This is a genomic window from Bradyrhizobium nitroreducens, from assembly GCF_002776695.1.
Classification (GTDB): domain Bacteria; phylum Pseudomonadota; class Alphaproteobacteria; order Rhizobiales; family Xanthobacteraceae; genus Bradyrhizobium; species Bradyrhizobium nitroreducens.
The window spans coordinates 4064350-4079207 of the sequence record NZ_LFJC01000003.1 but is presented as its reverse complement, the minus strand read 5'-3'; the positions used below and the strand labels follow the sequence as shown (position 1 = coordinate 4079207).

Annotated in this window: 11 protein-coding genes; 9 read left to right on the top strand and 2 right to left on the bottom strand. The window is 64.3% G+C overall.

Going from position 1 to position 14858, the window contains the following annotated elements; genetic code table 11:
- The 4 genes from TSA1_RS19590 to TSA1_RS19575 all read left to right on the top strand — a co-directional run bounded on the left by TSA1_RS19590 (nucleotide 1) and on the right by TSA1_RS19575 (nucleotide 6908).
- Entirely contained in the window at nucleotides 1-1014 is a 1014-nt protein-coding gene (locus TSA1_RS19590; protein ID WP_100181222.1) for an ABC transporter ATP-binding protein, read from the top strand.
- Nucleotides 1011-2015, top strand: coding sequence for an ABC transporter ATP-binding protein (locus TSA1_RS19585; RefSeq protein ID WP_100177787.1), 1005 nt, complete (start codon nucleotides 1011-1013; stop codon nucleotides 2013-2015). The genes TSA1_RS19590 and TSA1_RS19585 overlap by 4 nt, the downstream gene beginning before the upstream one ends.
- A gap of 56 nt (nucleotides 2016-2071) precedes the next feature.
- On the top strand, nucleotides 2072-3565 hold the full coding sequence (locus TSA1_RS19580) for an ABC transporter substrate-binding protein (protein ID WP_100177786.1): 1494 nt from the start codon (nucleotides 2072-2074) through the stop codon (nucleotides 3563-3565).
- A gap of 727 nt (nucleotides 3566-4292) precedes the next feature.
- Complete coding sequence (locus TSA1_RS19575; protein ID WP_161497248.1) at nucleotides 4293-6908, top strand: autotransporter family protein; 2616 nt, start codon at nucleotides 4293-4295, stop codon at nucleotides 6906-6908.
- Nucleotides 6909-7571: 663 nt separating this feature from the next.
- Here TSA1_RS19575 and TSA1_RS19565 read toward each other — a convergent pair.
- Both TSA1_RS19565 and TSA1_RS19560 read right to left on the bottom strand, forming a co-directional pair.
- Nucleotides 7572-8198 carry an alpha/beta hydrolase gene (locus TSA1_RS19565; protein ID WP_100177784.1) on the bottom strand — a complete coding sequence of 209 codons (627 nt, stop codon included), beginning with the start codon at nucleotides 8196-8198 and terminating at the stop codon, nucleotides 7572-7574.
- Nucleotides 8195-9133: a ring-cleaving dioxygenase gene (locus TSA1_RS19560; protein ID WP_100177783.1), complete on the bottom strand. Its 939-nt coding sequence runs from the start codon at nucleotides 9131-9133 to the stop codon at nucleotides 8195-8197. Before TSA1_RS19560 ends, TSA1_RS19565 begins: the two co-directional genes overlap by 4 nt.
- Before the next feature lie 128 nt (nucleotides 9134-9261).
- Between TSA1_RS19560 and TSA1_RS19555 the strand changes: the two genes are divergently transcribed.
- The 5 genes from TSA1_RS19555 to TSA1_RS19535 all read left to right on the top strand — a co-directional run bounded on the left by TSA1_RS19555 (nucleotide 9262) and on the right by TSA1_RS19535 (nucleotide 14825).
- A complete protein-coding gene (locus tag TSA1_RS19555) occupies nucleotides 9262-10170 on the top strand; it encodes a LysR family transcriptional regulator (protein WP_174718981.1) in 909 nt (302 codons plus the stop codon).
- A 292-nt stretch (nucleotides 10171-10462) separates the two neighbouring features.
- Nucleotides 10463-11248, top strand: coding sequence for an ABC transporter permease (locus TSA1_RS19550; protein WP_100177782.1), 786 nt, complete (start codon nucleotides 10463-10465; stop codon nucleotides 11246-11248).
- Nucleotides 11249-11276: 28 nt separating this feature from the next.
- Nucleotides 11277-12272 (top strand): ABC transporter substrate-binding protein, encoded by a 996-nt coding sequence (locus tag TSA1_RS19545; RefSeq protein ID WP_100177781.1) that lies wholly within the window; start codon nucleotides 11277-11279, stop codon nucleotides 12270-12272.
- Nucleotides 12273-12284: 12 nt separating this feature from the next.
- Nucleotides 12285-13121 carry an ABC transporter ATP-binding protein gene (locus TSA1_RS19540; protein WP_100181220.1) on the top strand — a complete coding sequence of 279 codons (837 nt, stop codon included), beginning with the start codon at nucleotides 12285-12287 and terminating at the stop codon, nucleotides 13119-13121.
- Nucleotides 13122-13151: 30 nt separating this feature from the next.
- Nucleotides 13152-14825: a carbon-nitrogen hydrolase family protein gene (locus TSA1_RS19535; protein WP_100181219.1), complete on the top strand. Its 1674-nt coding sequence runs from the start codon at nucleotides 13152-13154 to the stop codon at nucleotides 14823-14825.
- Nucleotides 14826-14858 lie beyond the last annotated feature (33 nt).

Sequence of the window (14858 nt, the reverse complement as noted above, 5' to 3'; positions counted from 1 at the left end):
ATGACGAGTCCCGCAACCGCGCCGCTGATCGAAGTCGCCAATCTCGGCGTCCGTCTCAACACCAGCCGCGGGCCGGCGCAGGCCGTGCGCGGCGTCAGTTTTGCGCTCAAGCGCGGCGAGACGCTCGGGCTCGTCGGTGAATCCGGCTGCGGCAAGTCCGTCACCGCGATGTCCCTGATGGGCCTGTTGCCGGACAGCGCCGTGGTTACCGGCAGCATCAAGCTCGATGGCGGCGAACTCGCCGGGCTGCCCGATGCGGATTATTGCCGCCTGCGCGGCAACCGCATCAGCATGATCTTCCAGGAGCCGATGACCGCGCTCAACCCGATGCACACGATCGGTCACCAGGTTGCCGAGCCGCTGCGGCGGCACAGGAAGCATTCGGCGGCGCAGGCGCGGAAAGAGGCGATCGCCTTGCTCGACCGCGTCGGGCTACCCGACCCGGCGCGGCGCGTCGACGCCTATCCGCACCAGTTTTCCGGCGGCCAGCGCCAGCGCATCACCATCGCGATGGCGCTCGCCTGCGAGCCCGACCTGCTGATCGCGGACGAGCCGACCACCGCGCTCGACGTCACCATTCAGGGCCAGATCCTCGACCTGATCGCCGATCTCGTCGAGGAGCGCGGCATGTCGATGATCCTGATCTCGCACGATCTCGGCGTCATCGCCGAGAACGTTCAGCGCATGATGGTGATGTATGGCGGCACCGTCGTCGAGAGCGGCCCGACCGACGAGGTGTTCCGCCGCATGGGCCATCCCTACACGCAAGGCCTGTTCCGCGCCCGGCCGAAGCTCGGCGCGCGCAAGGGCACGCGACTGAAGACGATCGCAGGCACCGTGCCGGAGCTTGCCGATCTGCCGTCCGGCTGCACCTTCTCCGAGCGCTGTCCGCTCGCGATCGATGCGTGCCGCGCCGCGCTTCCGCCGATGGTGGACGTCGGACCCGGGCACTTCGTGCGCTGCATCAGGACTGACGTCTCCATGGCCGCGAACGTCGGAGCGTTATCTGCATGAGCATCGCGCCTCTTCTCGACGTCAGGGATCTCGATCAACGTTATGCGCTGCCGCGCGAGAGCCTGTTCCGTCCGCCCGGCCAGGTACGCGCGCTCAACGGCGTCAGCGTACAGGTCCTGGCCGGCAAGAGCCTCGGCATCGTCGGCGAGTCCGGTTCGGGCAAGTCGACCTTCGCGCGGGTGGTGATGGCGCTGGAGCGGCCGACCTCGGGGCAGGTCCAGCTGCTTGGCCGCGATCTCAACCGCCTCCAGGCCGACGAACTGCGCCGTGCCCGGCGCGATTTCCAGATGGTGTTCCAGGATCCCTATGGCTCGCTCGATCCGCGCCAGACCATCGCGCGCATCGTCGCCGAGCCGCTGACCGTGCTGGAAGGCGCCGACCGCGCCACGTTCCGCGAACGCGTCTCGGCAGTGCTGCGCCAGGTCGGCTTGCGCGATGCGGACATGGACAAGTATCCGCACGAGTTCTCCGGCGGGCAGCGCCAGCGCATTGCGATCGCGCGTGCGCTGATCACCCAGCCGAAGCTGATCGTTGCCGACGAGCCGGTCTCGGCACTCGACGTCTCCGTGCAGGCGCAGGTGCTGAACCTGATGCAGGACCTTCAGGAGCAGTTCGGCCTCAGCTACATCCTGATCAGCCATGACCTCGCCGTGGTCGACTATCTCTGCGACGAGGTCGCGGTGATGTATCTCGGCCGCATCGTCGAGCAGGGGCGCCCCGAGGATCTGTTCGAGCGTTGCGCCCATCCCTACACGCGGGCGCTGCTGGAGGCGGTGCCGCGGGCGCGTGCCGGGGGCACAAGGCGCCGGCGCGGGGGGCAGGCGATCGCCTCGCAATCGGCGGCCACGGCCGGATGCCCCTATGTGGCGCGCTGTCCGCTCGCCGAGCAGCATTGCCGCGAGGCCCTGCCTGCGTTACGCAAGGTCGGCGAGGGGCACCTTGCCGCCTGCCACAGGGCGGAGGCCGTGATGGCGTTGCCGCAGGCGGCCATGGAAGGTTAGTGTCCCAAAGCCGGATTGGCGTTAAGCTCGAGAATGAACAGGCCGGGGAGTTACGCATGTTGAGGAAATTGTCGATCGTCGCCTTTGCCGCCGCGCTCGTCGCGGCTCCGCTGCCGGTGCTGGCGCAGAGCAAGAAGGACAGCGTCGTCATGGGGATGACGCTGGAGCCGCCGGGGCTCGACCCCACCAATGCCGCGGCTGCCGCGATCGCCGAGGTCACGCTCTACAACATCTATGAGACGCTCACCAAGATCAACGAGGATGGCTCGGTCTCGCCGCTGCTGGCGGAGAGCTGGACCGCCTCGCCCGATCTGAAGACCTACACGTTCAAGCTCCGCAAGGGCGTCAAGTTCCAAAACGGCGAGCCGTTCAACTCCGCGGCGGTGAAGTTCTCGTTCGAGCGCAACGCGGCGGCGACCAGCACCAACAAGGACAAGAGCCTGTTCCAGGCTTTCGAGATGGTCGAGACGCCCGACGCCGACACCGTCGTGATCTCCGTGAAATATTCCGAGCCGAACCTGCCGTTCCTGCTCGGGCAGGCGAGCGGCTCGATCGTCGAGCCCAAGAGCGCGGCGACCAACGTCACGCAGCCGGTCGGGACCGGTCCCTATCAGCTGGGCGCATGGGCCAAGGGCTCCTCGATCACGCTCAACAAATGGGCCGACTACCGCAACGCCTCGGCGATCAAGCTTTCGAAGGTGACGATCCGCTTCATCTCCGATCCGGCGGCTCAGGCCGCGGCGCTGCTCTCGAACGACGTCGACGCATTTCCGCGCATCGCGACCCGCGTCGTTGCCCAGTTCAAGGCTGACCCGCGTTTCACGGTGCTGATTGGCGGTTCCAGGGCCAAGACCATCGTTGCGATCAACCACCGCAAGAAGCCGCTCGATGACGTCCGCGTTCGCCGCGCCATTCTCGCTGCGATCGATCGCAAGGCCTTGATCGACGGCGCCGTCGAGGGCTTCGGCACGCCGATCGGCAGCTTCTACACGCCCGGATCGCTCGGCTATGTCGACACCACGGGCGTCAACCCTTACGACCCCGAGAAGGCCAAGAAGCTGCTCGCTGAAGCCGGCGTCACCGCGCCGGTGGAGCTGTCACTGAAGCTGCCGCCGCCGCCCTATGCGCGGCAGGGCGGCGAGATCGTCGCGGCCCAGCTCGCCAAGGTCGGCATCGTCGCCAAGATCGAGAACGTCGAATGGGCGCAGTGGCTGTCGCAGGTGTTCGCGCCCAACGGTCCGCATAATTTCGACCTCACCATCGTCAGCCATGTCGAGCCGTTCGATCTCGTCAAGATCACCGAGCCGGACTACTATCTCGGCTACAACAACGAGGCCTTCAACGCGCTCTACAAGCATATCGTGTCGACGCCGGATGAAGCCGCCCGCGCCAAGCTGCTCGGCGATGCCCAGCGCATGCTGGCCACCGATGCCGTCTCCGCGTACCTGTTCCAGCCGCAATGGCCGACCGTCATCAACAAGAAGCTGAAGGGCGTCTGGAAGGAAGTCCCGCAGTTCGAGAACGATTTCTCGACCTGGCATTGGGAGTAGGATCGCGCGATCGCGTCGAGCCTGTCGCTTCAAATCTTGGCCTCTCCCCGTCGGGAGAGGCCAAATTTTCCTGCCTATCCAAAGCAAAAAGTTGAAAAACAACCCCATGCACAGTAGCCGGGCGCAGTCATTTCAATGGCTTGCGCCTGGCGCAGCTCATGGTCGAGACGGGTGCGCCGTGGGTTGATCCGTCGGGCAAAACAGCGGCAACCGATCATCAGCGCGGCCTCACGGTTCGGAAGCCCGTCGGGCAAGGAGACCGAGCTAGTGTGCGTACTCATAAAATCTGCAGCCAAGAGTAGGCGCGCGCAATGTCCGCTTGTCCTCCAACAGCGGCGCGAAAGCGGACGTTGTCGGACTTCCGAGAAGGGCCAATAGAGCGCATCAAGGGCCTCGTGTGGCCAATGCCGGGAGGTGGATAGCCGGATCCGCTCTCGAAAGATCTTGTTAAGCGTCTTTCGTTGCGCAAACGGCACACCGCCGTGCGTTTCTTTGCAGAAACGGGTTTCGATTGTTGTCTGATTGTTTCTGCTCGCCTAGCGTTGTGGTTGTACTTCCTGGACCACGACAAGAAAATCCGCACCCTCGAATGGTGTGGACGCAATTGGAATGACGCATGCGCGAATGCATCGGGGCTGCTGCGACGGTCGGGCGACACCACGATGATTCGCTGCAGAGGAGTCCGAATCGGACGCAGCGCTCTCCATCCAGCAATATCCGGACGCGAATGCTTCGCTTGCTGCTGGCGAGCGCGGCAGCGACGGCGCTGATCGCGTTGTCCCCACGGTCGGCTTCGGCCCAAAGCTGGACCGGAACGACAAGCAACGACTGGATGGTCGGGAGCAACTGGTCCGGTGGTGCGGTGCCAATCGCGGGCAACGTCGTCAACATCAACACGACATCGCCCAATCCGACCATCCTCGGCGTAGGCGGTGCTGCTACGGGCGCGACAGGGCAACTGACCGTCGGCAATACGACCGGGTCGTTCGGCAACCTGACAATTCAGAACGGCAGCACGCTGACGAGCAATGCCGCGACGATTGCGATTGGAGTCGCAGGCGGAAGCAACGGCACCGTCACCGTCAGCGGGGCCGGATCGCAATGGACGACATCCGGCACTCAGATCGAAATCGGCGCCAGTGGCAATGGGACACTCAACATTCAGAACGGCGCCAAGGTCGTCGCCCAAGCAGGGGTTCTACTCGGAAGCTTCGCCACCGGCACGGGCACACTCAATATAAGTGGCGGCAGCACGCTCGAGACGACCACCCTGTCCCGCCCCGGTGCGGGGGGAGTCGCCCAAATCAATTTCGACAATGCCATCCTGCGCGCCCGAATAAACAGCGTCGGCTTCATCTCAGGATTTTCGTCGGGAGTTCTCAATATTGCCGCGGGTGGCCTGACCGTCGACACCCAGGCCTTTACCGTGAGCGCGAACAACGGCTTTTCCGGCGTTGGCGGATTGACCAAGATTGGCGCGGGCACCCTCAATCTCCGCGCATCCAATACCTATACCGGTGCTACGGTGATCCAGGCCGGCACGCTGGCCCTCGCCAGTAGTGGCTCAGTTGCCGCGTCAAGCCGGGTCGTCGCAAACGGAACTTTCAACATCTCGGGCATCACTGCTGCCGGCACCAACATTCAAAGCCTCGCAGGAACCGGGACTGTCGTGCTCGGCGCGAAGAGCCTGACGATCACCAACGCGAACGATGTGTTCGCCGGCGTGATCGGTGGCACGGGCGGGCTGACGCTCACTGGCGGCACCCAGACGCTGGCGGGTGCCAATACCTACAACGGTGCGACCAATGTAAACGCCGGAATTCTCCGCGCCGCGGCCGCAAACACGCTCAGCGCGGCCTCGGCCTTTACGGTGGCCTCCGGCGGCACGCTCGATCTTGCCGGCTTCAACCAGACGCTCGCCTCGCTGGACAACGCCGGAATAGTCAGCCTCGGCGGCGCGCCCGGCACCACGCTGACCGTGACAGGCAATTATGTCGGCAATGGCGGCACCGTGCAGCTCAACACCCGGCTCGGCGGCGACAGTTCGCCGACTGACCTGTTGCGGGTGCAGGGAAGCACGTCGGGCGCATCGTCGCTGCGCGTCACCAATGTGGGCGGCTCCGGCGCGCAGACCGTCGAAGGCATCAAGGTGGTCGACGTCGTCGGCGCGTCCAACGGCAGCTTCTCGCTTCTGGGCAACTACGTGCTTCACGGCGAGCAGGCGGTGGTCGGCGGCGCCTATGCCTACACGTTGCAGAAGAACGGCATCGCCACTCCCGGTGACGGCGATTGGTATCTGCGCTCGAGCCTGATCAATCCGCCGGTCTCGGCACCTTCCGGTCCGCTCTACCAACCCGGCGTTCCGCTCTACGAGAACTACGCGCAGGTGCTGCTCGGCATGAACGATCTGCCGACGCTGCAGCAGCGTGCCGGCAATCGCTATTGGGGCGGCAGCGATGCGATGGCGCGCGCGGGTTCGGTGCTGCCGGTGCCAGGCGTGGCGTCGCCGACGCCCACGGCGTTCTGGGGCCGCATCGAGGGCGGGCATTCCGATCTGCAGCCCTCCAACACCACCGGCTCGACCACCAAGGCGGACCAGTTGAAGGTGCAGACGGGCCTCGATGGTCTCGCACTGGAGAACGAGCGAGGCCGGCTGATCGTCGGCCTCACCGCGCAATACGGCCTGACGACCGCCGATGTCGCCTCGTTCTACGGCAATGGTCGTATCCGCGTCGAGGGAACGGGCGTCGGCGCCACGCTGACCTGGTATGGCGACAACGGCTTCTATGTCGACGGTCAGGTGCAGTCGATGTTCTACCGCAGCGACCTGTCGTCCGCGTTGGCTGGCAGCATGACCCACGGCAATGAAGGCGTCGGATACGCATTCAGTGCCGAAACCGGCAAGCGCATCGGCCTGGGCAACGGCTGGTCACTGACGCCGCAGGCGCAGCTTTCCTATGCGAAAGTCGCTTTCGACAATTTTGTCGACCGGTTCGGTGCGCCGGTGTCGTTGCGCGATGGCGACAGCCTGCTCGGCCGCGCCGGGCTTGCGCTCGACCATCAGAAGACCTGGAACGACGGCACGGGCATCGTGCGATCCGACGTCTACGGCATCGCAAATCTGCGCTACGAATTCCTCAACGGCACCAAGGTCGATGTCGCGGGCACCGGCTTTGCCAATGCGCAGGATCGGCTGTGGGCCAGCATCGGCGGCGGCGGCACCTACAGCTGGGCCAACGGGCGCTACGCTATCTTCGGCGAGGTTTCCTACAATGCGAGCCTCGACAACAGCTCGGACAACCGCAACTACAAGGGCACTGGCGGCTTCCGCCTCACTTGGTAAATAACGCGCTCGCAGTCCGAGGCGCGCCCGCGACAAGAGCGGCGCCGCTCAGACGGCAAAACGCGCCAACTTCTCCGTAGCGGGCACGTAGTTGCCACTTTTGAGCCGTGCTGACTTCTGCACTGGGGGTCACAAGCTCGTTGCGTCTCGACGGATCCAGTCTCGCAGGCGAAGAGACGCTCGCCAACCATTGACCTGGTGGGATTTTGAACAATCCCGCGATCTGAAACGAAACAAATAGACAAGGTAGTTCCCCAAACCGAAGCACGATGATGTCGTTGTGATGTCGGTTATCGCCGATAGAGCGGTCGCAGGGCCGCGTCCGCTTGGAGAGCCGCTCGTGACCCCAGTGCCATCGCCTTTGCGCAGTCATTCAACCGACGGATCGAAGTTGCTTTCGACGTGATCGATTGCGTCACTTTTCCGCCGGTGCGGATCGTTGCGCAGAAGGAGCTGCCGAAGGACGCTCCATGAGCCAGTGTGCAGGCGACCGCCAAGTGTTGCACACTCCAAGCATTGAAAGATGATGTAGGGTCGGCTTCTGGCCTATCGCGGCATACTCCGCTGCCGCACGATCGTGGGGCTGTATCGTTCCATTGTCATTTGCGCTGGCGGTTCGAAAGGCGAGCGGCGCACCGTCCTCGAAACGATGCGCCGCTCTTCTCATGCGGCTTCCGCGGCGATGTTGCCGATCCAGTCGCGGGCGAGCATCACGTCGGCTTGCGACAATTGATGGCCCGCCGGCAGGCCCCTGTGGGTCACGCTCGCGCCGGCTTGCGAGAGCAGAGCCGCAAGCTTCGTAGAATTGCTCGCCGGCACGATCGGGTCGGCCTGCCCCGACAACAGCAGGACGGGCTTGCCGCTGAGCTCAGCCTTCGGCGGATCCGACAGCGGCACCATGGCGCGCAGGAGGATCGCGCCGGCAAGCACATCCGGCTTCAGCAGGAGCAACGCAGCGGCGATGTTGGCGCCGTTGGAGAAGCCGACCGCGACCGGTGCGGCGATGCCGTATTGCGTCCGCGCCTCGTTGACGAACTCGCCGAGCTCTCGCGCGCGGCGGCGCACGTCGTCCTCGTCGAACACGCCTTCGGCGAGGCGACGGAAGAAGCGCGGCATGCCGTGCTCGAGCACGCGGCCGCGCGGCGAGAGCAGGGCGGACCCCGGCGAGATCATCCTGCCGAGCCCGAGCAGATCGTTCTCGTCGCCGCCGGTGCCGTGCAGCAGCAGGAGCGGAGGGGAGCCCGCGCTGGTCGCGGGTTCGTAGCGATGGATGAAGCTATTGTCGGTCATGACGCGGTCTCTTCCAACCTCGGCAGAACGTCCTCGATCTGCCTGCGGTGCTGCTCGAGGAAAGCGGGCAGTTTCAGGTCGCGGCCAAGGGTCGCGACGGGTTCATCGACGGCGAAGCCGGGGATGTCGGTTGCGATCTCGAACAGCACGCCGCCGGGCTCGCGGAAATAGATCGAGCGGAAGTAATTGCGGTCCCTCTGCTCGGTCGGATGCAGGCCGTGATTGCTCACGAGCTTCTGCGCCATCTGGCCCTGCTCAGCGTCGTCGGCCGCGCGGAAGGCGATGTGGTGCACCGAACCGCCGCCCTGATGTCCCCGCAGAAAGCCCTTGGCCTCGTAGATGTCGACGACGCTGCCCTCGGCATCACCAGGCGCCTTGAGGCGGATCACCGAACCTTCGCGCCCCGTCTCCTTGAAGCCGAACACGTCGGTGAGGACGGCGGCGGTCTTGGCCGCGCTGTCGAGCAGCAGCGTCACGCCATGGAAGCCGCGGATCGCATGCTCGGCCGGCACGTCGCCGTTGCTCCAGCTGGGCTCGTTCTCGGCGCCGGGAACGCCAACCAGCGCGAGCGCCATGCCGTCAGAATCGGTGAACGGCAGCACGGACTCGCCGAAGCGCTTCTCGAGCGCCTCGTAGGCGATACCCTTCTCGGTGAAGCGCTGGGTCCAGTAGCCGAGCGAGCGCTGCGGGACGCGGAACGCGGTCTGATGGGTTTCGCCGACGCCGCGGCGCCCGGCCGGAACTCCGGCCCAGGGGAAGAAGGTCAGGATGGTGCCGGGGCGGCCGGTCTCGTCGCCATAGTAGAAGTGATAGGTGCCGGGATCGTCGAAATTGACCGTCTTCTTGACGAAGCGCAGCCCGATATCCCGGGTGTAGAAGCCGAAATTGCGGATGGGGTCGCCGGCAATCGCGGTCACGTGGTGCAGTCCAGACATTGTCGTCCTCCAATTCGGGGAGCCTCTTGCTCTCTGGTCGGAAATATTGTTCCGCTTTGGATTGGAGACAATCCGTGCAAATATGACGGCTATGTCTACGATTTGGAAACAATCGCCGGAGGCCATCCTTGGATAAGCTCGGCAGCCTCCGGGCCTTCGTGAAGGTGGTCGAAAGCGGCAGCTTTGCCGAAGCCGGGCGGCAGCTGCGGCTGTCGCGCTCGGCAATCAGCAAATACATCGCCGACCTCGAGGAGAGCCTCGGTGTCCAGCTGTTGATCCGGACCACGCGGCACGCAAGCCCGACCGAGAACGGCCAGCGCTATTTCGAACGCGCGCTCGTCATCCTCTCGGAGGTCGAGGCGGCCGACCAGGCGGTGACGCAGGCGCAGTCGGCGCCGCGGGGCCTGCTCCGTGTCAACGCACCGATGTCGTTCGGCACGATGCGGCTCGGGCCGGTGCTCGCCGATTTCATGGCGCGATATCCGGAGCTCCAGCTCCAGATCGTGCTCAGCGACGATCTGCTCGATCCCGTGCAGGACGGTTTCGACGTGACCTTGCGGATCGCCGAATTGGAATCGTCGAGCCTGATCGCGCGAAAAATCACGCCGGTGGCGCGCATGATCTGCGCTTCGCCGGATTACCTCGCGCGTCACGGCACGCCAAAGCATCCGCAGGATCTGCGCGAGCATGCCGCGCTCACCTATGGCTTCCTGCTCACCGGCAACCAGTGGAAGCTGACGGGCGCGAACGGCGATCACTGGATCCAGCCGGCCTGGTCACTCTGCGTCAACAATGCCGAGGTGCTGCGCGACGTCGCGATCAAGGGCAGGGGGCTGGCGCTGCTGCCGGAGTTCATCGCTGCCGAGGCTTTGCGGAAGGGCGCGCTGCGGACGGTGCTGGACGACTATGCGGCGCCGCCGCTTGCGCTTTATGCGGTCTACCCGCCGACGCGGCATCTGTCGGTGAAGGTGCGGCTGTTCATCGATTTTCTGGTGGAGCGGTTCGGGCGGGATGAGGAGGGTGCGCGGACGACCTGAGGCTCCGGCGGCTGGACGACATGAAGCCGGCACGCTGTCCGATCGCAGCATCGGCCGACGGTAGGCCGCTGCCATCCGACGTCCCGCTGCCGCTCTCATGGGCGAAAAGCAGGAGTTTGCCTACGCAACAGGCACTGCAAGCCTGCAAATCAATCACCGAAAAGATTGATTTCAATATGCATTCCTGCACGGTTGATTGCACATCTCGCCATTTTCTTTCGCGTCGCTGAGGCCAACACTTCTCGTGCTCGCGGCGGAAGTGCGCAGAGCCGCAGAGTCCACGGGGATACCGATGCAAACGATCAGTGAGGCGATCTCGAATCCAAAGGTGAGGCGCGCCATCGAACTCGCGATCGGGCCGTTGCTGCTGTTCGCGCTGTGGTGGATCGCGTTCAAGGGACAGCTGGTCAACAAGGATCTGCTACCGTCGCCGATCGACACGCTGCGCGACACCGCGGCCAGCATCGCGGCCGGCAAGATGACCGGCGATTTCGTCCACACCATCGCGCGCGTCGGCTATTCGACCTTGATCGCCGTGGTCGCAGGCGTCCCGATCGGGATCGTGCTCGGCGCCAGGGCCGCGATCTATCGCTCGGTCGAATTCCTGGTCGACTTCTTCCGCTCGACACCGGCGACCGCATTGTTTCCGCTCTTCCTGCTGCTGTTCGGCCTCGGCGACTTCGCCAAGATTGCGGTCGCTGCCTTCGCCGCCTGGCTCGTCATCGTGTTCAACGTCGCCTACGGCGTGATGAATGCGCGCCAGACCCGCATCCTCGCAGCCCGCTCGATGGGCGCCTCGTCGCTGCGTATCTTCAAGGATGTCATCTTCTACGAGACCCTGCCGCAAACCTTCGTCGGCCTGCGCACCGCGGTATCGCTCGCGCTGGTCGTGATCATCGTCGCGGAGATGTTCATCGGTGCGACCGACGGCATCGGTCACCGCATCATCGACGCGCAGATCTCGTACTCGCTCACCGACATGTACGGCTCCATCCTGATCGCCGGCGCGATGGGATACGGGCTCAACCTCTTGCTCCTGATGATCGAACGCTCGTTCATTCACTGGTCCGGCAGATAGTCAGCCAATCCAAAACGAAGAGGCCATCATGCAGACGAATAGATTCCTTGCGGCGCTCGCGACGTCCACGTTCCTGCTTGGCGCGGGCGTCGCGAATGCGGCCTGCGACAAGACCGAGAAGGTGACGGCGGTCTGGCTGCCGATCATGCAGACCACGGGCTATTATGTCGCTCTCGAAGAGAAGCTGTTCGAAAAGGCCTGCATCGAGATCGTTTCCACCAAGATGGAAGCGCCGAACCAGATCATCGACGCCCTGATCGCCGAGCGCGCCGATTTCGGTCCTCCGGGCGCGGCGGCCGGCATCGCGATGATTGCGGAAGCCAAGTTTCCCGGCAAGCTGAAGGTGTTCGGCTTGCAGGGTGGGGGCATCGCGGTCGATCGCATCAATGACGGTCTGATCGTCAAGCCGGACAGCCCGATCAAGAGCTTCGCCGATCTGAAGGGCAAGTCGCTCGGTCATGTCCCGGGCATTCAGTGGCGAACCATCTCCCGCCACATGGTCCGTTCGGCGGGGCTCGATCCCGATACCGACGTCAAGCTGGTCGACCTCGCGGTCGCGATGCAGGTCCCCGCCGTGGTCGGCGGCACGGTCGATGCGACGCTGTCGCTGGAGCCGGTCGGATCGATCGCCGTCGCCTCGGGCAAGGCGGTCCGCGCGATGACCAATCCGGTTGCGCATGTCATTGCCGATCCCTTCTATTCCGGCGCCTCTCTGATGACCACGAAGTTCCTGAAAGAGCGGCCCGAGGTTGCGCGCAAGGTCGTCGCGGTGATCGACGAGGCGACCGATCTCGTGAACGCCGATTTCAAGAAATACAAGCCGATCCTCACCAGGTACACGCCGATCAAGGAAGACCAGCTGGAGCTCCTGGCGCAGCCCTATCTGCGCGGCTTCAAGGACCTCAACGAAACCGACCTGAAGTCGTACCAGGCGCTGGTCGATGTCTTCATCAAGGAGGGCGTGGTGGCAGGCCCGATCAACGTGAAGGACAAGCTTCTCGCCAAGTCCGATCTCGGAAACTGAGTGGATCATCCGATGGGGAACGTGACTGCGATCCGGAGCGTCGATCGGGCTGCCGCTGAAAGCCCGTCACCTGTTCCGTCGCTCAAGCCGCGGCAGGCCTACGTCACGGTGCGTGGGCTCAGCAAGAAATTCCAGGGCACGACGATCTATGACGACTTCTCGATCGACCTGCCGATGGGAAAGTTCATCTCGGTCTTCGGCCCGAACGGTTGCGGCAAGAGCACGTTCATCAACATGATCTCCGGCCTGATGCCGATGGATGCGGGTGAGGTGCTCTATGACGGCCAGACCATTCGGGACACGAGGATCTCGTACGTGTTCCAGAACTACAGGGAAGCGCTGTTCCCCTGGATGCGCGCGATCGACAACATTCACTATCCGCTGAAAGTGATCGGCGTGGATCGCAAGGAGAGGCGCCGACGCGTCGAAAAGCTGCTCGCGGATTTCGACGTGCCGTTCGACCTCAATGCCTATCCTTACACGCTGTCGGGAGGCCAGCAGCAGACGGTTTCGATCCTTCGCGCGCTCGTGACCGAGCCCGAAGTGCTGTTCCTCGACGAGCCCTTCTCAGCGCTGGACTACGAGATGACGCTGTTCATGCGCGAACGGCTCCAGCACATCTTCATGAAGCTGAAGACCACGATGCTGCTGGTGTCGCACGATCTCGAAGAGGCCATCCAGCTCGCCGACCAGGTCGTGCTGCTGACGCGCCGGCCGACGCGGGTGGCGGAGATCGTTCCGGTCGATCTGCCCTGGCCGCGCGACCTCGACGTCACGACCGGCGAGGGGTTCATCACGCTGAAACGCCATTGCCTCGACCGCTTCTGGCGCGAGGTCAAGCGAGACTAGTTCGATCAACCTTCGAAGATGGAGACCAACATGACGAAGCGCCGTTTTCGCGCTGCCGCCGTCCAGACGCTTGCCCGTCTGGGAGACTTCGACCACAACATCGCGCTCGCCACGCAATATGTCGAGGATGCGGTGAGGCAAGGGGCCGAGCTGGTGGTGTTCCCCGAGTGCATGGACACCGGCTATCTCTTCGATTCCGCCGAGCACTGCCGTGAGCTCGCCGAAACGATTCCAGACGGCCCGTTCGTGACGGCACTGTCGGCGCTGGCCAGGAAGCACCGCATCTACATTGCCAGCGGCGTCACCGAATGGGACCCGGACAAGGAGAAGATCTTCAACACCGGCATCATGTTCGGCCGCAACGGCGAGACCGTCTGCCACTATCACAAGCAGTTCCTCGCGACCCACGATCAGAACTGGTTTGCGTTCGGCGAGCGCGGCTGCCCGGTGGTCGAGACGGACCTCGGCAAGATCGGGCTGCTGATCTGCTTCGACGGCCGCATTCCCGAAATCTTCCGCGCGATGGCGATGCAGGGAGCCGAGGTGATCGTCGACATGGCGAATTTCTTCGCCATGGACCAGGCGGACATGTGGGGCCCGGCCCGCGCTTACGAGAACGGCCTGTGGCTGGTGGCCGCGACCAAGGCCGGCTATGAGCGCTCGATCTATTATCCAGGCGGCAGCATGATCGTCGATCCCAAGGGACGCGTGCTCTCAAAGGTGCCGTACGATACGCACGGCATGGCCATTGCCGACGTCGATCTCGATGCCGCGCACGACAAGTCGATCTATGCGGCGAACGACAAGATCGCCGACCGCCGTCCCGAGACCTATGGCCTGATGGCGTTGCCGTACGAGAAGACGCCGGTCTATCGCCTCGCGGAGCAGCCGCTGATCCCGGCGAAATCCGTTGCCAAGGTCGCGGCCGTGCAGATGCACGTGACCAAGGACACCCCGGCCGCGGACGTGTTCGACATGGTCGATCACGCCGCCAAGCTCGGCATCAAGGTGCTCACCCTGCCGGAATATGCGTTCTGCCCATCCGCCATCCCGAACGCCGCGGAGGCCGCGGCGCTGGCCGATCAGACGACCTCGCTGCTGGCCAGGACCGCCGCCATCGCGTCCCGTTATCATTGCCTGATCGCGCTGCCCACGGTGGAGCGCGCCGCGGCCGGACTGTACGTGACGACATTCCTGATCGGACCCGACGGAAAGGAGATCGGGAAATATCGCAAGACCCATCTGACGGCCGAGGAGCGCAAATGGGCGAAGGCGGGCGACGACTATCCGGTGTTCGAGACGCCGTTCGGCCGGGTCGGCGTCATGTCCGGCTATGACGCGGTATTCCCCGAAGTCTCGCGTTGCCTCGGCATCGCGGCGGCAGACATCATCCTGTGGCCGGCCTCGCTGCGCGAGCCGTTCGAACGGGAGCTGCTGGCGATCCCGAGGGCCGAGGACAACAGGGTCGCGGTGGTGCTGGCGAACCGCGTCGATTCGCCCTATCCGGGCGGCAGCCTCGTCATTCCGCCGACCGGCTTTCCGCTCTGGGACATCAACGTGGTCGCGCCGCGCGTCCTCAAGCTCGGGGCCGTGATGCCCAAGCACATCGACCTCGCGGTCTGCCGGCAGAAGCTGATGATCCCGAAGGTCGATATGTTCGCCAACCGGCTGGTCGAAACCTACGCGCCCATCATCGCCGCCTGACGGTTGCTGTGCCTGCTGATATGCCCGAAACTG